The organism is Pseudomonas monsensis, assembly GCF_014268495.2.
GTDB classification, from domain to species: domain Bacteria; phylum Pseudomonadota; class Gammaproteobacteria; order Pseudomonadales; family Pseudomonadaceae; genus Aquipseudomonas; species Aquipseudomonas monsensis.
The window spans coordinates 2,421,204-2,439,679 of the sequence record NZ_CP077087.1; the positions used below are offsets into that span (position 1 = coordinate 2,421,204).

Here is an 18,476-nt window from a genome sequence, read left to right on the forward strand (position 1 = left end):
CGAAATCAATGTCCTACAAGTGCTGGCGCATCCTTATTGTCGAAGAGCAGTGCTCACTGCATTCGCGAATCAGCAGAACGCTCAATGAACTGGGCTGTCGGGCGCTCACGCCGGTACGTTCGTTCCGCGAACTGCTGAGCGTGACCCAATACTCACACGAGCCTTTCGAGCGCTTTGACCTGATGCTGATCAACGCGAACGTGCTGGCCGCTACCGGGATTGATGCGCTGCGATTTTTCCAGAGCAACGCGCAGATTCGCCACGGTGTGATCTACGACGGACAACGCGGCCAGGCCCGGGCAGCGATGATCTACGCCAGTCAACGGCGGCAACTGAGCCTGATCCGTACGCCGGATCGACAAACCCTGGGTCCTCTGCTGGAGCAATTCGATGTTTGAGCGTTTTTGCGAACGGCCACTGCGTGTGCTGGTACTGGAAGACCATGCTTTCCAACGCTCGGTGGCGGTCAACATGCTGCGTGCGCTCGGTTGCCGCGAGGTGCTTGAAGCCAGTGACGGTGCCGAGGCGCTGGCGCTGCTGGAGTCTGTTGGCACGGTCGACGTGGCCCTGTGCGATCTGCAAATGGACGGCATGGACGGGCTTGAGTTTCTGCAGCGTGTGGGCGCGTCAGGGCAGGTCAAGTCAGTGATCATCAGTAGTTCGCTGTCGGCAGACTTGCGTCGGGCGGTGCATCAAATGGTGGCGCTGCTGGGCATGGATTTGCTCGGCGATGTCGGCAAACCCTTGCATGCGCAAGTGCTGGCGGATTTGCTCGACAAGGCGGTCAACCGTCCTGTCACGCCATTGCCAGCTGCCACAGCCGTCACGCTGGCCAGTGAAGCGGCGGTGCGCCAGGCGCTGGCCGAGCAGCAATTGCATGCCTGGTATCAGCCCAAATTCAATTTGCACACGGGTGAGGTCTGTGGCGTCGAGGTGCTGTGTCGCTGGCTGCACCCGACCCGTGGAATTATTTCGCCGGCGCTGTTCATGCCGGTGCTGGAGCGTTGTGGGTTGCTCGACGCGCTGTTGTTTACTCAGTTGGAGCAAGCGCTGCTGGTGCAGAGCAGTGCCCGCGAGCAAGGTTTTGCCTTGAACATCGCGTTCAATCTGCAAGCGACGCAGTTGGCCAGTGGTGAGCTGACGTCCACCCTGCTCAGCCTGCTGGCGCGCCACGCCAGTACGGGTGCAAGCCTGACCTTCGAGCTGACCGAAAGCGGCTTGCTCGAAGCGCCGGCCACCAGCCTAGAAACCCTGGTACGCCTGCGCATGATGGGATGTCGCCTGTCGATTGATGACTTCGGCGCAGGGTTTTCCTCGTTGCAGCGCCTGTGTCAGTTGCCGTTCAACGAAATCAAGCTGGACGCTGATTTCATTCGCAACCTTGAGCATGAGCCCCGTTGCCGGGCGGCGATCAGCAGCACCCTGGCACTGGGCGAAACCCTCGGCATGAGCGTCGTGATCGAAGGTATCGAGACCGATGCGCAGCGCCGGGAACTGTTGGCGCTGGGTTGCACGCAGGGGCAGGGCTACTGGTATGCGCGCCCGATGTCCGGGGTCGACTTGCTGGGCTGGCTGCAGCAGCGCAACGAGCATCAGGCCAAGGATGAATGACCGGGTTTTTAGGAAAGTTCCTACAGATCCGGGCGGAAGGCCTACGTAGCCTTGCCCGACCCAGAAACCGACTTCACCGGGAGATTGACCATGATCAACAAAGCCCTGCGCATCCTCATCGCCGACCCGCAGCATTTTTACCGGATGAACACCGAGCGACTTTTCAATAACCTCGGTTACTACCGGGTTGCGCCGGTGCAGACCCTCGCGGAGTTGCTGACCCTGGTCGATTACGGCTGCGAACCCTTCGACGCCGTAGTGATCAACGCCGACCTGGCGACCGGAGCGCTGGACCTGCCGGGGTTTTTCCTGAATAACCCGCAGGTTCGTCATGCGTTGATCTACAACGAGGCTTCGGCGCCGTTGCAGACGGCCCTGGGTTTTGCCCAGGACAACGTACAGATCAGTCATGCGGCGTCGCCCGGCGCCTCGGCGATCAAACAGTTGATGGCGCTGGTCGATGCCCCCGACAGGTCGCGGGATGCGCCGGTCTGGCAGCTGGAGTCGGGCGCTCGGCGTCGGGCTTATGCATAGAATGTCGCTGGCGGCAACTGTCAGACCTGACAGGTGATTCACTCGCTGATTCGTGTAACAGTCCTTGCGCAGCCACTGCGTCCGGATCCACTGACGCCGTTGGTCTTTTCGCCAGGTTTGTCATCGGGAGTGGACATGAAGTCAGCGCTGATCGTCGACGATCATCCGGTCGTACGGGCCGCCATCCGGATCGTGCTGCAAGCCGAAGGTTTCAAGGAGATTCACGAAGCGTCCAATGGCAACGAGGTGGTGGCGCTGATCCGCGAGCATCAGCCGAAACTGGTCGTGCTGGACCTGCGTTTGCCGGCACTCGACGGGCTGGAGGTGATGACGCGGATCAGGGCCAACGATCTTGATTGCCGGGTATTGGTGTTCAGTACCCACGATCCGTTGTTTTATCAGGAGCGTTGCCTGCGGGCCGGGGCGATGGCCTATGTCACCAAGACCAATCAATTGCAACAGCTGCACAAGGCCATCCAGGCCGTCATGTCCGGCTACACCTATTTTTCCGCACTGCCGGACAGCGCCAGCACATTGAATGCCGTGCAAATCACCGAAAAGCAGATGATCGATCAGCTCTCCGACCGTGAGCTGAACATTTTCGAGCAATTGGGGCAGGGCAAGCCGAACAAGACGATTGCCGAGGACATGCACCTGAGCCATAAAACCGTCAGCACCTATAAAACCCGGCTGATGAAAAAGCTCGGGATCAGCTCGGCGGTGCACTTGCGTGACTTCGCCAAGCGCAATCATTTGATCTGAGCCAGACACATGAAGCTCGCAGGTGGTGTTGTCTGGCTGTGGCTGATGGTGGCGGGGGCCTGCTGGGCGAGCGAGGCGCCACCGGTACTGGACATCCTCACCCGCAGCGGTCTGGAGCATGTCCAGCTGCCCCTGGACGAACAGGACCGGCAATGGCTGCGCGAGCATCCCGTTTTGCGCATGGGGATTTCCGGGCCCGACTACCCGCCGTTCGAGATCAGCCGCAATCAACATGAGCTGGAGGGGCTCACGGCTGACTACGCTGACCTGTTGGCGCAACTGCTCGGTGTGCGGATCGAAGTGCGCCGGTACGCCGACCGGGAGGCGCTGATGAGCGCGCTCAAACGCGCGGATCTCGATCTGTTGGGCACCTCCAATTCGTTTGAAACTGCCGACCCGGACATCGTTCTGTCCCGCGCCTATGCCGAAGATCAGCCCATGCTGGTCACCCGGTTCGACGAACTGTTAACGATGGGCCTCGAAGACAAACGCGTCGCCATGGTCGAAGACTATTTGCCGCTGGCGAATGTACAGGCGTTATACCCACGCGCACGGATACAGCGTTATGCCTCGGCGATGGATGCGCTGGGGGCCGTGGCGTTTGGCGCAGAAAACGTTTATCTGGGCGATCTGATCAGCGCCAACTACTTGATCAATACCAATTACCGCAACGACCTGCACCTGGCCGGGCCGGCGGGGCTTGACGCCAACCCCTTCGGTTTTGCCTTGTTGCGCAGCGATGTGCGCCTCAAACGCATCGTCGACAAGGCACTGGCGGCGATTCCCGGCGAGCAGCGGCAACGCATTGAGCTGCGCTGGAGCGCCGGTCCTGCAGAGATGGCGGGGCAGTCCCGGGTTCAGCTCAGTGCGACCGAGCAGCAATGGCTGGATCAGCATCCGCTGGTGCGGGTCGGCGCCATCGAAGATTTCGCGCCGCTGACTTTTTTTGATGCCGACGGCCGTTTCAGCGGGTTGGGCGCGCAACTGCTGAGCCTGATCAGCCAGCGCAGCGGGTTGCAATTCGCGATCGTGCGCGGTGCTTCGCTGGATCGCCAGATCGAGCAACTGAAGGCCGGCGACCTCGATGTGTTGCCTGTGGTGACGCCCAGCAGCGAGCGCGAAAACGAGCTGCAATTCACCCGCGCCTACCTGAACAATCCGTTTGTGCTGGTCAGTGCGGTAGCGGCGCAGAGTCCGCGCACCCTCGACGATCTGGTGGGCAAACGCGTGGCGATTTATCGCGGTCACCCGTTACGCAACTATCTGCTGGAACGGGTACCGCGCATTCGTCTGGTCGACGTCAGAAGCCCTGCCGAAGGCATGGAGTGGATTGCCAGGGGCCAGGTCGATGCGACGGTGAGTTCATTGCTGGTTGCGCGTTTTCTGATTGCCCACCAGTACCGCGAGCGCCTGCGCATCATTGGCACCGTCGGCGACCAGCCGGCCCGCATTGCCCTGGCCACTGCTCCGCAGGCGCCGCTGCTGCATTCGATCCTGAACAAGGCCCTGCTGAGCATCGCCCCGCAACAGATGGACGAACTGGTCGAACGCTGGGGCAATGATGTGGTGGTGGAGGACAGTTACTGGCTGCGTCATCGTCGCACCATTGTGCTGGGTTTTGCCGGTGCGGCGGGTCTGTTGGTGCTGGCGCTGGGCTGGATCGGTTTTCAGCGCTGGCAGATTCGCCAGCGCCAGCAATGGTTGCAGCAATTGCAGGATGCCAAGGACATCGCCGACGACGCCAATCGGGCCAAGACCACGTTTCTGGCAACCATGAGCCATGAAATCCGTACACCGATGAACGCGTTGATCGGCATGCTCGAACTGGCCCTGAAGCGGGCCGAAGAGGGCGTGACCGATCGCCTGGCGATTCAGGTGGCCTCCAATGCCGGGCAGCAATTGCTGGCGCTGATCGGCGATATTCTCGACATTGCCCGCATTGAGAGCGGGCATTTGTCCATCGCCCCGGAACGGGCCAATCTGCGTGAACTGGTGGTGTCGGTCTGTCGGGTATTCGAAGGCCTAGCCCGGCAGAAACGCTTGCTGTGGCACATCGAACTCGATGCACACAGCGACGTTGAGGTGTTGATCGACCCGACGCGTTTCAAGCAAGTGCTGTCGAATCTGCTGAGTAACGCGATCAAGTTCACCGACACCGGCGAGGTGAGCTTGTGGCTGGCGGTAAGGCCCTCGACGGCCGAGCGACTGGCGGTGAACGTGGTCATTCAAGACAGCGGCATCGGCATCGCAGCGCAGGATCGGCAGCGGCTGTTCAACCCGTTCGTCCAGGCGCGCAATAGTCCCCAGTCGGCGCGCAGCGGCTCCGGACTGGGCCTGGTGATCAGTCGCACGCTGTGCGAAATGATGGGCGGTACGTTGCGCCTCGACAGCGAGCCGGGCCAGGGGACGCAGGTGGAGGTCAGCCTTGAGCTGCCAGTATTGACGGCACTGGAGCAGCGCCCCGCGACGCCTGAAACTCTGCGCGTGGCATCGTGCTCGCTGCAGGTGCTGGTAGTCGACGATCATCCGGTGAATCGGCTGTTGTTGTGTTGGCAACTGAGTGAACTGGGGCACCGCACGGTCGACACCGAGGATGGTCATGAAGGTCTGGAACGCTGGCGGGCGCAGTCATTCGATGTGGTGATCACCGATTGCAACATGCCGCGGCGCAATGGCTATGAACTCGCCCGGGCCATCCGTGCCGAAGAGACTACGACGGGGCGCCGGCCCTGCCTGATCCTCGGGTTTACCGCCAATGCCCAGGTCGAGGAGAAGCGTCGCTGCCTTGCGGCGGGTATGGACGAATGCCTGTTCAAACCGATTCGCTTGCACGATCTGGCACAGGCGCTCGAGGGCGCCAGTCATGACGGCGGACAGCTTGAACCCACCGAGGACATTGTTCCGGTAGACATTGATCTGAGTACGCTGGAGCAGATGGCCGGCGAGGATCACGCGCTGATTGCGCGTCTGCGCGAAGAAGTGTTGAACAGCCTGCATCACGACCTGCAACGCCTTGAGCGGCTGAGGCCCGGGCGGGATCCGGAAGGGCTGCGCGAGCTGGCGCATCACATCAAGGGCGCCGCCCGCATGGTCGGCGCGGCGCGGCTGGTGGCGGCGTGCGACGAACTTGAGCAGGTCAGTCGCGGCGCCGATACCGAACCTGTAGTCAGTGCGGTCCATGTGTTGCGCGAGGCCATGAACGCTCTCGCGCAGCGTCTTCAGGCCTGAGCGATCAATCCCAGACCGGCGCAATGCCTTTCGGGCTGGTCAGGCGATGACCGCGTTCCAGCGTGGCGATCTGCGCCATGTCCGCGTCACTCAGGGTCAGCGCAACGGCCCCCATATTGCTCTGCAGGTTGGCGCGTCGGGTTGACGATGGAATCACCGCATACCCCGATTGCATGGCCCAGGCCAGGGTGACTTGTGCCGGTGTGGCGTGCAGGCGTTCGGCGATTTGCTGGATCAGCGGGTCTTTCAGGACTTCGCCATACGCGAGGGTCATGTACGAGGTGATGTGGATGCCCTGGCTTTTGGCAAACCCGACGACTTTGCGGTTTTGCAGGTACGGGTGCAGTTCGATCTGGAGGGTGGCAATGTTGTCGGCGCCCACGGCTTCAATCGCCTGTTGCATCAGTTCGATGGTGAAGTTGGAGACACCGATCTGCCGGGTCAGGCCCAGACGCTTGGCTTCCAGCAATGCCCCCATGAATTCGGCGACCGGCACCTGATCGTCAGGCGATGGCCAGTGGATCAGTGTCAGATCGAGGTAGTCGGTCTGCAGTTTTTGCAGGCTTTCCTTGAGGCTTTCGATCAGGCGATCCCCGGCGAAATTGGCGATCCAGATCTTGCTGGTGATGAATAACTCATCACGCGCAATGCCGCTGGCGGCGATGGCCTGGCCGACCTCGGCCTCATTCTCGTAAATCTGTGCGGTGTCGATGGCCCGGTAACCGAGCTCAAGCGCGGTGCTCACCGAATCGATGACCACCTGACCTTGCAGGCGAAACGTACCCAGACCAAAAGCGGGAACAGACATTGATGACTCCAGGGTTGCAGTGGGAATGGGCCGGAGTATCCGCGTCGACTTCCTTGAGAAAAACCGCCGCTGAGGCAAAGCACTGTTGACTGCGAGGCACGAATCTTTTTCGGGAGTTGTGTCGTCCGGGCTGACCCCTTCGCGAGCAGGCTCGCGAATTGTCCTGTTTATGGAACGCAAAAACTGTTTTTTGCCGTCTAGTGCATGAATGTTCATGAATATAAGCTCAATTCAATGCGTCATTCATCAAATTGGAGATAACCATGAAAAACATCATCGGCATCTACACCAGCCCGCGCGGCCACTGGGTCGGCGATGGTTTCCCGGTTCGCACGCTGTTTTCCTACGACAACCTGGGCAAACACATCAGCCCGTTCCTGCTGCTCGACCATGCCGGTCCCGCGCATTTCACCCCGACCACCGAGCGACGTGGCGTGGGTCAGCATCCGCACCGTGGTTTTGAAACCGTGACGATCGTGTACGAGGGCGAGGTGCAGCACCGCGACTCCACCGGCAGTGGCGGCACCATCGGCCCGGGCGATGTGCAATGGATGACCGCCGCTTCCGGGATCCTGCACGAGGAGTTCCACTCGGATCGCTTCGCCAGAACCGGCGGCAACCTGGAGATGGTCCAGTTGTGGGTCAACCTGCCGGCCAAGGACAAAATGGCCGCGCCGGGTTACCAGACGATTCTCGATGGCGCCATCCCGAGCATCGCCCTCAAGGACGACGCCGGCCATCTGCGCCTGATCGCTGGCGAATTCGATGGCCGCAAAGGGCCGTCGCGCACCTTCACCCCTATCGACGTCTGGGACCTGCGCCTGAATGCCGGCAAGTTGCTGACGCTGGATCTGCATGAAGGCCGTAACACCGCGCTGGTGGTGTTGAAAGGTTCGCTGCAGGTCAACGGCCTGGAGTCGGTGCGCGAAGGGCAGTTGGCGCTGTTCGAGCGTAACGGCCATCAGTTGACCCTCGAAGCCAGCGAAGACGCCGTGGTGTTGCTGCTCAGCGGCGAGCCGATCGACGAACCGATCGTCGGTCACGGCCCGTTCGTGATGAACACCGAGCAGGAAATCCACCAGGCCTTCGCCGACTTCCAGTCCGGACGTTTCGGCCAGATGCATTCCTAGCCTAAAGCTGTGTAGGGGCAGCGGCAGGTTTTTTTGTTCCCAGTGAGATCGTGTTCATCCGCTGAAATCAATTGCTCCTACACTTGCCCAATCTGTGCGATCTTCTCGCGATTGGCCCCCGTCGGAGTTGTTTGATGCTGTCTCTGCTGAGCGAACATCCGTTGTTTTGCGCGTTGATCCTGATCCTCCTCGATCTGGGGCTGTGGCGCCTGATCAGCTCCCGCGGCAGCGAGTGGAAGCTGCTGGTGCGGGTGCTGATTTTCAGCCTGTTCAGCGCCGTACTGTTCAACGAAGGCCTCAACCCGATGGAGCCGGCGCCGTGGGCCGACAACGTGCCGCTGCACCTGGCGGCGACTGGTTTGCAGATCGGCTGGTGGTTGTTCGGCGCTCGCACCCTGACGGTGTTGATCGGCGCGGTAATGATGCAGCGGGTCGGGCACACCGGGCGCTTGTTGCAGGACTTGCTCGGCGCGGTGATTTTCCTGATCGCGATTATCGCAGCGCTGGCTTATGTGCTGGATCTGCCGGTCAAAGGCGTGCTGGCAACGTCCGGCGCGCTGGCGATCATCGTCGGTCTGGCCTTGCAGAGCACGCTCAGCGACGTGTTCTCCGGGATCGTCCTCAACACCACCAAGCCCTATCAGCTGGATGACTGGATCTCCATCGACGGCACCGAAGGCCGGGTCACCGACATCGACTGGCGCGCCACGCGTCTGCAAACCAGTCAGGGCAGCATGGCGGTAATCCCCAACTCACTGGCGGCCAAGGCCAAGATCATCAACTTCAGTCGACCGAGCAACATGTTCGGTGTGGCAGTCAGTGTGCAGGTCAGCCCTCATGCCCGGCCCAACTCGGTGATCGACGCACTGGAGCGGGCGATGCAGGGCTGTCGCCAGTTGCTCGACACGCCGGCGCCGAGCGTCGCGTTGAAAAGCTCCGGCAGCAGCGGCGCGGAATACGAGATCAGCGGGTTCGTCGCCTCGATGGGCGAGAAACGTGTGGTGCGCAATCAACTGTTCGATCTGGCCTATCGGCATTTGCAGGCGTCCGGGGTGAACCTGCTGTCCAGCGATGAAAGCAACGCGCCGACGAACCTTTCGCGGCCACGGGCGTTGCTCGACAGTTCACCGATTTTCTCGACCTTGCGTCAGGAAGAAAAAGACACCTTCAGCCAGAACATGACCCTGCAAACCTTCCGCGCCGGCGAGCAGATTCTGGGGGCGGGCGAGGTCAGCGATCATCTGTTCATCATCGAATCCGGTGTGGTCACGGTGACCTTGATCCGTCATGGCAAACCGTTCGAATCCGGACGCATGGGGCCGGGGGAAGTGATTGGCGAGGCCGGTATTCTTTCCGATTCATCGGTGCCGGCCACCTTCGCCGCGAAAACGTTCTGCGCCATGTACCGTATCGAAAAGTCCTATTTGAAACCGTGCCTGGACGCTCGTCACGACATCAGTGAAGCGATGAAAACCCTGCTCGATTATCGCCTGCACAAAGCGCAGACCCTGACGCAGGACGAGCCCGTGGTCGTGGCGAAAAAAGGCTTTCTGCAGTGGCTGCGCCATCGCGTGTGAACGACGGGCCTCAGGCGTAAGCGGCGAGTTTCTGTTCCAGGTGCAGGCGCACCTGTGGCCACTCGTCATCAATGATGCTGAAACGCACCGAGTTGCGCTTGCGCCCGTCGGGCATGATCCGTTCATGGCGGACGATGCCTTCCTGCTGCGCACCCAGACGCAGGATCGCGTTGCGTGACTTCTGGTTGTTTTCGTCGGTGGTGAATTGCACGCGCACGCAGTCGAGCAGGTCGAAGGCGTGGCACAGCATCAGGTATTTGGCTTCGGTGTTGACGAACGACTTCTGCCAGCGCGCCGCGATCCAGCTGCTGCCGATTTCCAGCTTGCGATTGACTCGGTCGATCTTCCAGAAGCGGGTCGAGCCGATCACCTCGCCGGTGTCTTTCAATACGATGACAAATGGCATGACCGTACCGGCTTCGCGGCCATCGAGGGCCTTTTTCAGATAACTGTCGATGGTCGACGCCGAAGGCACCACGGTGACGGTGAGGTTCCACAGTTCGCCGTCAGCGGCGGCATCGAGCAGGGCGGCGGCGTCGGAATATTGCAGCGGGCGCAGAAGGATGCGCTGACCTCGCAGCGTGGTTTGCATGGATTCAGGTCTCGGCAGTGCGGGCGAAGGGCGAGCGCCTATTACGCCGCAGCGCAGTGATCCGATGCAACCTGCGCGAGGGGCACACGGTCACAATTTTTACATGCCTTGGGCAGGAGCCTCAGCCGATGAAAAACCTGCGGATCGCCACCTACAACGTCAACGGCCTGCGCGCACGGCTGCCGAACCTGCTGGACTGGCTCAAGCGCGAACAGCCGGACATCGCGTGCCTGCAGGAACTTAAATCCGTCGACAGCGCGTTTCCTGTCGCCGAGCTGGAAGCCGCCGGGTATGGCGCAATCTGGCAGGGTCAGGCGTCGTGGAACGGCGTGGCGATTCTTGCCCGCGATGCGCAGCCGCTGGAGAGCCGCCGTGGGTTGCCCGGCGACCCCGATGACAAGCACAGCCGCTATCTGGAAGCCGCAGTGCATGGAGTGCTCGTCGGGTGCCTGTACTTGCCAAACGGCAACCCGCAGCCGGGGCCGAAGTTCGACTACAAACTGGCCTGGTTCGAGCGCCTGATCCGTTACGCCAAGGACCTGCAAAGCAGCGACCACCCGGTGGTGCTGGCCGGCGACTACAACGTCGTGCCCACCGACATGGACATCTACAACACCCGTTCATGGCTCAAGGACGCGTTGCTGCAACCGCAAAGCCGTGAGTGCTATCAGCGCTTGCTCGATCAGGGCTGGACCGATTCACTGCGACATCTGTACCCCGAAGATCGGCTGTACACGTTCTGGGATTACTTCCGCCAGCACTGGCAAACCAACTCAGGGCTGCGCATTGATCATCTCTTGCTCAACCCGGCGCTGAGTCCGTATCTGCACGAGGCTGGCGTAGACGCCTGGGTGCGCAACGAACCGCACGCCAGTGACCATGCGCCGACGTGGATTCGCATCGGTTCGCGCAAGAAACGCTAGCAGGCGATTGGCGAAATCAATTGTCGAAAACAGTGCCCGATCCCGTATACATGGCGACCATTAACGCAGTGATCTGCGGCCCATGCAAAAGGACTGAGCAATGAGCGAACCACGCCTGACGAATCTGAAGCTGTACCTGCAACGCCTGGGTTTCGATACGCCGCCTGCACCGACCCTGGACACCCTGCGTCAGCTGCAATTACGTCACACCGGCGCCTTTCCCTTCGAGAACCTGGCCACGATCACTGGGGCGCCGGTGCTGATTGATCTCGCCTCTATTGAACAGAAGGTATTCGACCATGGCCGTGGCGGGTACTGTTACGAACTCAATCACCTGTTTTTCGCCCTGTTGCTTGAACTGGGCTTCGATGCTCGCGCCATCAGCGGCCGGGTGGTGATGAATCAACCCGAAGGCAGCTGGACCGCCCGTACTCACCGCTTGAGCCTGGTGACCCTCGACGGCGTGCGTTACATCACCGACGTCGGCTTCGGCGGCATGGTGCCAACCGCACCGCTGGTCCTCGACAGCGAACACGAGCAGTCCACGCCGCACGAACCCTACCGCATCGAAAAACAGACCGATGGCTACATGCTGCGCGCCAGGGTGGCGGGTGAGTGGCGGTCGATGTACCTGTTCGATCTGCAACGCCAGGAAGACATCGACTACACCATCGGCAACTGGTACGTCTCGACCCATCCGCAATCACCGTTCACCCAGCGCCTGATGGTTGCGCGCACCGGTGACGGCTGGCGCAAGACGTTGAACAACGGCAGCTTCGCGCTTCATCGCGTGGACGCCGAGAGTGAGCGCCGGGAAGTGGCGGATGTCGATGAGTTGATCGCGTTGCTGGCTGGCGAATTTGATCTGCGCCTGCCTGATCTTCCGCATGTGCGGCATGCCCTTGAACGGATGATCGTCCCGGCCTGAGGTCGCCGTGAACACTTCACACGAGTGCTCACATCCACAGTGACAGGAGGGAATGTGTTGCCGGATTTGTGGGCGCTGGCAGCAGCGGGCTAGCAGGATGGGTGGCTACCTGGCCATTATGTGACCAATAAGTTGTATACAACTCTATGGACATTTGTCACGAGTATTGAATACAGTGTGCGCATAACAAAAACCAGGGAACCCCCCACCATGAAAACGCCCCATGTTTCACACCAACGGCCCGAGGACGAAAATCTCGGGGTCGGCGCGAATATGGCTTACGGCCTGCAACATGTTCTGACCATGTATGGCGGTATCGTCGCGGTGCCACTGATCATCGGTCAGGCTGCCGGGCTGTCGCCGGCGGACATTGGTTTGTTGATTGCTGCTTCATTGTTTGCGGGGGGGCTGGCGACACTGCTGCAAACCCTGGGTCTGCCGTTTTTTGGTTGTCAGTTGCCGCTGGTACAGGGCGTGTCGTTCTCCGGCGTGGCGACCATGGTCGCGATCGTCAGCAGTGGCGGCGAGGGCGGCTTCCAGTCGGTGCTCGGCGCGGTGATTGCGGCGTCCTTGATCGGTTTGTTGATCACGCCGGTGTTCTCGCGCATCACCAAGTTCTTCCCGCCGTTGGTCACCGGCATCGTGATCACCACCATCGGCCTGACGCTGATGCCGGTGGCCGCACGCTGGGCCATGGGCGGTAACAGCCATGCCCCGGACTTCGGCAGCATGCAGAACATCGGTCTGGCGGCGGTCACGCTGGTGCTGGTGTTGCTGCTGAGCAAGGTCGGCAGTTCGACCATCTCGCGTCTGTCGATCCTGTTGGCCATGGTGATCGGCACGGTGCTGGCGGTGTTCCTTGGCATGGCGGATTTCTCCAGCGTCACCACGGGGCCGATGTTCGGCTTCCCGACGCCGTTCCACTTCGGTATGCCGACTTTCCACTTCGCCGCGATCCTGTCGATGTGCATCGTGGTGATGGTGACTCTGGTAGAGACTTCGGCGGACATTCTCGCGGTCGGTGAAATCATCGGCACCAAGGTCGATTCCAAGCGTCTGGGCAATGGTCTGCGGGCGGACATGCTGTCGAGCATGTTTGCGCCGATCTTCGGTTCCTTCACTCAAAGTGCTTTCGCCCAGAACGTCGGGCTGGTGGCGGTGACCGGGATCAAGAGCCGTTACGTAGTCGCCACTGGCGGTATCTTCCTGGTGATTCTCGGTCTGCTGCCGTTCATGGGCCGGGTGATTGCCGCAGTGCCGACTTCGGTACTCGGTGGTGCCGGTATCGTGCTGTTCGGTACGGTGGCGGCAAGCGGTATTCGCACGCTGTCGAAGGTGGATTACCGCAACAACGTCAACCTGATCATCGTTGCCACCTCGATCGGCTTCGGCATGATCCCGATTGCCGCGCCGAACTTCTACGATCACTTCCCGAGCTGGTTCGCGACCATTTTCCATTCGGGCATCAGCTCGTCGGCGATCATGGCGATCCTGCTCAACCTGGCGTTCAACCACTTCACCGCCGGCAACTCGGACCAGCAGTCGGTGTTTGCCGCGGCGGAAGAGCGGACCCTGCGTTATCGTGATCTGGCAGCGCTGCGTGAAGGCGATTACTTCAGCGACGGCAAGCTGCATGATTGCGATGGCAAGGAAGTGCCGGTGATCGAGCCTGATGATCACGATCATGGGCAAGGTGCGCCGAAGGTGCATGCCAAAAGCGGTGAGCATGTCTGACGGCTGCCTGTGAATAGAAAAGGGCCGATCTGTTAAGCGCAGATCGGCCCTTTTTGTTTGATCTTTTCGAGCGCCCACAAAAAAGCCCCTGAATCTTTCGATTCAGGGGCTTTGCTATTTGGCTCCACAACCTGGACTCGAACCAGGGACCCAATGATTAACAGTCATTTGCTCTACCAACTGAGCTATTGCGGAATTGGTGCGTATGTTACTGATTCAAAAAGAGAAGTCAAGCATCGGTTATAAAAAACACTGAATCTTCTGGATGGGCGGTGACTTGTCAGCGATTGGCGGTTACCAGAACTGCAGCAGAGGTCTACCATGGCCGCCCGGAAGTGGTCACACGCGCTGCCGGCCATTCGCCGAAAAAGGTCCGCGCCATGAACCATTTGTCCCGCAACAGCGAGGTGTTCGCATGAGCATCGCGCAAATCAGCCTGCCCAAGGGCGTCGGTCCCCACGCCGAAAAACTCTTCGATGCAATCACCCAGGCCAGCACCGCCGAGGAATTGAACCGCGCCGGTGGCAAGGCCGAAGGGTTTGTCCTGGGCCTTGAAAGCACCAAGGCGATCAAAAGCCAGATCGCCGAATCGCTGTACGTCGTTTATGACGACGCCGCGAGTCAGCGTGCGACCGAACTGGCTTAACTGCCGAAGGTGATGGTGCCCATCATCAGTTTGGCGTAAGCCGCAGTGGCTGCGAGTTGCACCAGCCACAGGACCAGGCCGCCCAGGAACACCCCGGCGGCGACTTGCAGCACTAGGCTCTTTTGGCGTTTTGCCGATGCGCGGGGGATGAAATCATCCAGATCGTCACGGTCGGCGCGCAGGTTGTCGTTTTTCATATCTGATCTCACAAAATTCTGGAATGTACTCATCACCTGTGGGAGCGAGCTTGCTCGCGAAGGCGTCATGTCAGTCGACAACGATGTTGAATGACAGATCGCTTTCGCGAGCAAGCTCGCTCCCACATTTGGACATGTGTGCAGTTTAGAGGGGATAGGGATTGTTTCGTGACAATAAAAAACGGGAAGCCGCAAGGCTTCCCGTTTTTCATCGCAAAGCGTAATCAGATGACCTGAACGATAGCATCCGTCACGGCCTTGATGTTGCTCTGGTTCAGTGCCGCCACGCAGATGCGGCCGGTGTCCAGGGCGTAGATGCCGAACTCGTTACGCAGGCGATGCACTTGTTCAGTGGTCAGGCCGGAGTAGGAGAACATGCCGCGCTGACGACCGACGAAGCTGAAGTCGCGGCCCGGGGCTTTTTCCGCCAGCAGGGCAACCATCTGCTCGCGCATGCCACGAATGCGCAGACGCATTTCCGCCAGTTCGGCTTCCCACTGGGCGCGCAGTTCCGGGCTGTTCAGCACAGCGGCGACGATGCTTGCACCGTGGGTCGGCGGGTTGGAGTAGTTGGTGCGGATCACGCGCTTGACCTGCGACAGCACACGCGCGCTTTCTTCTTTCGATTCGCTGATGATCGACAGGGCGCCAACGCGTTCGCCGTACAGCGAGAACGACTTGGAGAACGAGCTCGAGACGAAGAAGGTCAGACCGGACTCGGCGAACAGGCGCACAGCGGCGGCGTCTTCGTCGATGCCGTCACCAAAGCCCTGGTAGGCCATGTCGAGGAACGGCACGTGACCTTTGGCCTTGACCACGTCCAGCACGTTGTTCCAGTCGGTCGGGGTCAGGTCGACGCCGGTCGGGTTGTGGCAGCAGGCGTGCAGGACAATGATCGAGCCGTTCGGCAGGGCGTTGAGGTCGTCGAGCATGCCGGCACGGTTCACGTCGTGGGTGGCGGCGTCGTAGTAACGGTAGTTCTGCACCGGGAAGCCGGCGGTTTCGAACAGCGCGCGGTGGTTTTCCCAGCTCGGGTCACTGATTGCCACAACAGCGTTCGGCAGCAGTTGCTTGAGGAAGTCAGCACCGATTTTCAGTGCGCCGGTTCCGCCGACGGCCTGAGTGGTGATGACGCGACCGGCGCTGATCAGCGGCGAGTCGTTACCGAACAGCAGCTTCTGTACGGCCTGGTCGTAGGCAGCGATGCCATCGATTGGCAGGTAACCGCGCGAAGCGTGTTGAGCAGCTCGAACGGTTTCGGCTTCGATCACGGCGCGCAGAAGTGGAATTCGCCCCTCTTCGTTGCAGTAAACGCCAACGCCCAGGTTGACCTTGGTGGTCCGGGTATCGGCGTTGAAAGCTTCGTTAAGGCCCAGGATTGGATCGCGGGGTGCCATTTCGACAGCGGAGAACAGGCTCATTATTACGGCGGCTCTGAATGGAGAGTGGAGGGACGTGTAGCGCTCCAGCCGAATGCACTAGAGCGGTGCACAAACGGGGAGCTAGTATAGAGGCCATCACTGAGCAATGGCGACAGCGGAATCGGCATTTCGGGTAAGTTTTTCCGATTATTTCTTGACCGTTAGTCGATTGACCCTGTCAGAGACTTTGCTGGATGTAGGACGTTTACCTTGAAAGCCGAGGCAATCGACTCCATATTGAGCACAATCCAGGTTTTTTCTTGCGCGACATCGGTCGTTTGCGGTCGTCCCCGTGGTGTTCCGCTTTGCTCGGAACGCTGCGATCCCAGAGGTGTGTATGTCCGAATTCCAGCTAGTCACCCGCTTCGAGCCCGCCGGCGATCAGCCGCAAGCCATCCGCCAATTGGTGGAGGGCATCGAAGCCGGGCTGGCGCACCAGACGCTGCTCGGTGTGACCGGCTCGGGCAAGACGTTCAGCATCGCCAATGTCATCTCTCAGGTACAGCGTCCGACGCTGGTGCTGGCGCCGAACAAGACCCTCGCTGCGCAACTGTACGGCGAGTTCAAGGCGTTCTTTCCGAACAACGCCGTCGAATACTTCGTTTCGTACTACGACTATTACCAGCCCGAAGCCTATGTGCCGTCGTCCGACACCTTTATCGAGAAGGACGCGTCGATCAACGACCACATCGAGCAGATGCGCTTGTCTGCGACCAAAGCGTTGCTGGAACGCAAGGACGCGATCATCGTCACCACGGTGTCGTGCATTTACGGTCTGGGCAGTCCGGAAACCTATTTGAAGATGGTGCTGCACGTCGATCGCGGCGACAAACTCGACCAGCGCGCACTGCTGCGGCGTCTGGCCGATCTGCAATACACCCGCAATGACATGGATTTCGCCCGGGCAACCTTCCGGGTGCGCGGCGATGTGATCGACATCTACCCGGCGGAATCCGATCTGGAAGCGATCCGCATCGAGCTGTTCGATGACGAGGTCGAAAGCATTTCCGCATTCGACCCGCTGACGGGCGAAGTCATCCGCAAGATGCCGCGCTTCACCTTCTACCCGAAGAGTCACTACGTGACGCCACGGGAAACCCTGCTCGACGCGATCGAACACATCAAAGTCGAATTGCAGGAACGCCTTGAATACCTGCGCAGCAACAACAAACTGGTCGAGGCTCAGCGTCTGGAGCAACGCACCCGTTTTGACCTGGAAATGATCCTCGAGCTGGGCTACTGCAACGGCATCGAAAACTACTCGCGCTATCTGTCCGGACGTCCGGCCGGTGCTGCACCACCAACGCTCTACGATTACCTGCCGGCCGACGCCTTGCTGGTGATCGACGAATCCCACGTCAGCGTGCCGCAGGTCGGCGCAATGTATAAGGGCGACCGCTCACGTAAAGAGACGCTGGTGGAATACGGCTTCCGCCTGCCGTCGGCGCTAGACAACCGGCCGATGCGCTTTGATGAGTGGGAAGGGGTCAGCCCGCAGACCATTTTCGTCTCGGCGACACCGGGCAACTACGAAGCCGAGCACGCCGGGCGGGTGGTTGAGCAAGTGGTGCGGCCGACCGGTCTGGTCGACCCGCAAGTCGAGGTGCGTCCGGCGCTGACTCAGGTCGATGACCTGCTCTCGGAAATCACCAAGCGCGTGGCGGTCGAGGAGCGGGTGCTGGTCACCACGCTGACCAAACGCATGGCCGAAGACTTGACCGACTACCTCGCCGACCACGGCGTGCGCGTGCGTTATCTGCACTCGGACATCGACACCGTCGAGCGGGTCGAGATCATCCGCGATCTGCGCCTGGGCACGTTTGATGTGCTTGTGGGGATCAACTTGCTGCGCGAAGGCCTGGACATGCCGGAAGTGTCGCTGGTGGCGATCCTCGATGCGGACAAGGAAGGCTTCCTGCGTTCTGAACGCTCGCTGATCCAGACCATTGGCCGTGCGGCACGTAACCTCAACGGCAGGGCGATTCTCTACGCCGATCGCATGACCGGTTCGATGGAGCGGGCGATCGGTGAAACCGAACGTCGTCGCGACAAGCAGATCGCTTTCAACCTTGCTAACGGCATCACGCCCAAAGGCGTGTTCAAGGACGTTGCCGACATCATGGAAGGCGCCACCGTGCCGGGTTCGCGCAGCAAGAAGCGCAAGGGCATGGCCAAGGCGGCCGAAGAAAGCGCCAAGTACGAGGCCGAATTGCGCTCGCCGAGCGAGATCGCCAAACGTATTCGCGCACTGGAAGAGAAGATGTATCAGCTGGCGCGGGATCTGGAGTTTGAAGCGGCGGCGCAGATGCGTGATGAGATTGCCAAATTGCGCGAGCGGCTTTTGGCTGTTTGATCTTCATCGCCTGAGCGGGCCTCTTCGCGAGC

16 protein-coding genes and 1 tRNA gene are annotated in these 18,476 nt (G+C 60.4%); 12 read left to right on the plus strand and 5 right to left on the minus strand.

Annotation, left to right across the window (positions count from 1 at the left end; genetic code table 11):
• The first annotated feature begins 8 nt into the window (after positions 1 to 8).
• The 5 genes from HV782_RS10525 (at position 9) to HV782_RS10545 (ending at position 6,135) form a co-directional block, all read left to right on the plus strand.
• On the plus strand, positions 9 to 398 hold the full coding sequence (locus HV782_RS10525; RefSeq protein ID WP_123463473.1) for a hypothetical protein: 390 nt from the start codon (positions 9 to 11) through the stop codon (positions 396 to 398).
• On the plus strand, positions 391 to 1,611 hold the full coding sequence (locus tag HV782_RS10530; protein ID WP_186744709.1) for an EAL domain-containing response regulator: 1,221 nt from the start codon (positions 391 to 393) through the stop codon (positions 1,609 to 1,611). Before HV782_RS10525 ends, HV782_RS10530 begins: the two co-directional genes overlap by 8 nt.
• A gap of 90 nt (positions 1,612 to 1,701) precedes the next feature.
• Positions 1,702 to 2,145, plus strand: coding sequence for a chemotaxis protein CheY (locus HV782_RS10535; RefSeq protein ID WP_128614570.1), 444 nt, complete (start codon positions 1,702 to 1,704; stop codon positions 2,143 to 2,145).
• Between the two features lie 135 nt (positions 2,146 to 2,280).
• A complete protein-coding gene (locus HV782_RS10540; RefSeq protein WP_128614571.1) occupies positions 2,281 to 2,907 on the plus strand; it encodes a response regulator transcription factor in 627 nt (208 codons plus the stop codon).
• 9 nt (positions 2,908 to 2,916) lie between these two features.
• Complete coding sequence (locus tag HV782_RS10545; protein ID WP_186744707.1) at positions 2,917 to 6,135, plus strand: ATP-binding protein; 3,219 nt, start codon at positions 2,917 to 2,919, stop codon at positions 6,133 to 6,135.
• 4 nt (positions 6,136 to 6,139) lie between these two features.
• On the opposite strand, the gene dkgB is transcribed toward HV782_RS10545, so the two are convergent.
• A complete protein-coding gene (dkgB, locus tag HV782_RS10550) occupies positions 6,140 to 6,943 on the minus strand; it encodes a 2,5-didehydrogluconate reductase DkgB (RefSeq protein WP_128614573.1) in 804 nt (267 codons plus the stop codon).
• Between the two features lie 263 nt (positions 6,944 to 7,206).
• Here dkgB and HV782_RS10555 point away from each other — a divergent pair, with 263 nt between their 5' ends.
• Together HV782_RS10555 and HV782_RS10560 are read left to right on the plus strand one after the other, a co-directional pair.
• Positions 7,207 to 8,073, plus strand: a complete 867-nt coding sequence (locus HV782_RS10555) for a pirin family protein (RefSeq protein ID WP_186744704.1) — start codon at positions 7,207 to 7,209, stop codon at positions 8,071 to 8,073.
• Between the two features lie 134 nt (positions 8,074 to 8,207).
• Positions 8,208 to 9,650 (plus strand): mechanosensitive ion channel domain-containing protein, encoded by a 1,443-nt coding sequence (locus HV782_RS10560; RefSeq protein ID WP_186744702.1) that lies wholly within the window; start codon positions 8,208 to 8,210, stop codon positions 9,648 to 9,650.
• A gap of 10 nt (positions 9,651 to 9,660) precedes the next feature.
• Here HV782_RS10560 and HV782_RS10565 read toward each other — a convergent pair whose 3' ends face one another.
• Positions 9,661 to 10,242: a GNAT family N-acetyltransferase gene (locus tag HV782_RS10565; RefSeq protein WP_128614575.1), complete on the minus strand. Its 582-nt coding sequence runs from the start codon at positions 10,240 to 10,242 to the stop codon at positions 9,661 to 9,663.
• 128 nt (positions 10,243 to 10,370) lie between these two features.
• On the opposite strand from HV782_RS10565, the gene xth reads away from it, so the two are divergent.
• The 3 genes from xth to HV782_RS10580 all read left to right on the plus strand — a co-directional run bounded on the left by xth (position 10,371) and on the right by HV782_RS10580 (position 13,827).
• Complete coding sequence (xth, locus tag HV782_RS10570; protein ID WP_123463455.1) at positions 10,371 to 11,165, plus strand: exodeoxyribonuclease III; 795 nt, start codon at positions 10,371 to 10,373, stop codon at positions 11,163 to 11,165.
• A 100-nt stretch (positions 11,166 to 11,265) separates the two neighbouring features.
• Positions 11,266 to 12,093, plus strand: coding sequence for an arylamine N-acetyltransferase family protein (locus tag HV782_RS10575; protein ID WP_186744700.1), 828 nt, complete (start codon positions 11,266 to 11,268; stop codon positions 12,091 to 12,093).
• A gap of 210 nt (positions 12,094 to 12,303) precedes the next feature.
• A complete protein-coding gene (locus HV782_RS10580; protein WP_123463452.1) occupies positions 12,304 to 13,827 on the plus strand; it encodes a nucleobase:cation symporter-2 family protein in 1,524 nt (507 codons plus the stop codon).
• A gap of 119 nt (positions 13,828 to 13,946) precedes the next feature.
• Here HV782_RS10580 and HV782_RS10585 read toward each other — a convergent pair.
• Positions 13,947 to 14,022: transfer RNA gene (locus HV782_RS10585), tRNA-Asn, on the minus strand.
• A 220-nt stretch (positions 14,023 to 14,242) separates the two neighbouring features.
• Here HV782_RS10585 and HV782_RS10590 point away from each other — a divergent pair.
• Positions 14,243 to 14,473, plus strand: a complete 231-nt coding sequence (locus tag HV782_RS10590) for a hypothetical protein (RefSeq protein WP_123463450.1) — start codon at positions 14,243 to 14,245, stop codon at positions 14,471 to 14,473.
• On the opposite strand, the gene HV782_RS10595 is transcribed toward HV782_RS10590, so the two are convergent.
• Together HV782_RS10595 and HV782_RS10600 are read right to left on the minus strand one after the other, a co-directional pair.
• Positions 14,470 to 14,670 carry a hypothetical protein gene (locus tag HV782_RS10595; protein ID WP_093432044.1) on the minus strand — a complete coding sequence of 67 codons (201 nt, stop codon included), beginning with the start codon at positions 14,668 to 14,670 and terminating at the stop codon, positions 14,470 to 14,472. The two genes, HV782_RS10590 and HV782_RS10595, sit on opposite strands and share 4 nt — an antisense overlap.
• A gap of 224 nt (positions 14,671 to 14,894) precedes the next feature.
• Positions 14,895 to 16,091, minus strand: a complete 1,197-nt coding sequence (locus HV782_RS10600) for an amino acid aminotransferase (RefSeq protein WP_186744698.1) — start codon at positions 16,089 to 16,091, stop codon at positions 14,895 to 14,897.
• A gap of 337 nt (positions 16,092 to 16,428) precedes the next feature.
• On the opposite strand from HV782_RS10600, the gene uvrB reads away from it, so the two are divergent.
• Entirely contained in the window at positions 16,429 to 18,444 is a 2,016-nt protein-coding gene (gene uvrB / locus HV782_RS10605; RefSeq protein WP_123463446.1) for an excinuclease ABC subunit UvrB, read from the plus strand.
• Positions 18,445 to 18,476: the final 32 nt, after the last annotated feature.

What these genes read in the sequence shown, in the direction of transcription:
- HV782_RS10530 (WP_186744709.1), top strand. Translation starts at nt 391, where the DNA reads ATGTTTGAGCGTTTTTGCGAACGGCCACTGCGTGTGCTGGTACTGGAA.
- dkgB (WP_128614573.1), bottom strand. Translation starts at nt 6,943, where the DNA reads ATGTCTGTTCCCGCTTTTGGTCTGGGTACGTTTCGCCTGCAAGGTCAG.
- HV782_RS10565 (WP_128614575.1), bottom strand. Translation starts at nt 10,242, where the DNA reads ATGCAAACCACGCTGCGAGGTCAGCGCATCCTTCTGCGCCCGCTGCAA.
- HV782_RS10575 (WP_186744700.1), top strand. Translation starts at nt 11,266, where the DNA reads ATGAGCGAACCACGCCTGACGAATCTGAAGCTGTACCTGCAACGCCTG.
- HV782_RS10595 (WP_093432044.1), bottom strand. Translation starts at nt 14,670, where the DNA reads ATGAAAAACGACAACCTGCGCGCCGACCGTGACGATCTGGATGATTTC.
- HV782_RS10555 (WP_186744704.1), top strand. Translation starts at nt 7,207, where the DNA reads ATGAAAAACATCATCGGCATCTACACCAGCCCGCGCGGCCACTGGGTC.
- HV782_RS10545 (WP_186744707.1), top strand. Translation starts at nt 2,917, where the DNA reads ATGAAGCTCGCAGGTGGTGTTGTCTGGCTGTGGCTGATGGTGGCGGGG.
- HV782_RS10580 (WP_123463452.1), top strand. Translation starts at nt 12,304, where the DNA reads ATGAAAACGCCCCATGTTTCACACCAACGGCCCGAGGACGAAAATCTC.
- HV782_RS10560 (WP_186744702.1), top strand. Translation starts at nt 8,208, where the DNA reads ATGCTGTCTCTGCTGAGCGAACATCCGTTGTTTTGCGCGTTGATCCTG.
- HV782_RS10535 (WP_128614570.1), top strand. Translation starts at nt 1,702, where the DNA reads ATGATCAACAAAGCCCTGCGCATCCTCATCGCCGACCCGCAGCATTTT.
- uvrB (WP_123463446.1), top strand. Translation starts at nt 16,429, where the DNA reads ATGTCCGAATTCCAGCTAGTCACCCGCTTCGAGCCCGCCGGCGATCAG.
- HV782_RS10540 (WP_128614571.1), top strand. Translation starts at nt 2,281, where the DNA reads ATGAAGTCAGCGCTGATCGTCGACGATCATCCGGTCGTACGGGCCGCC.
- xth (WP_123463455.1), top strand. Translation starts at nt 10,371, where the DNA reads ATGAAAAACCTGCGGATCGCCACCTACAACGTCAACGGCCTGCGCGCA.
- HV782_RS10600 (WP_186744698.1), bottom strand. Translation starts at nt 16,091, where the DNA reads ATGAGCCTGTTCTCCGCTGTCGAAATGGCACCCCGCGATCCAATCCTG.
- HV782_RS10525 (WP_123463473.1), top strand. Translation starts at nt 9, where the DNA reads ATGTCCTACAAGTGCTGGCGCATCCTTATTGTCGAAGAGCAGTGCTCA.
- HV782_RS10590 (WP_123463450.1), top strand. Translation starts at nt 14,243, where the DNA reads ATGAGCATCGCGCAAATCAGCCTGCCCAAGGGCGTCGGTCCCCACGCC.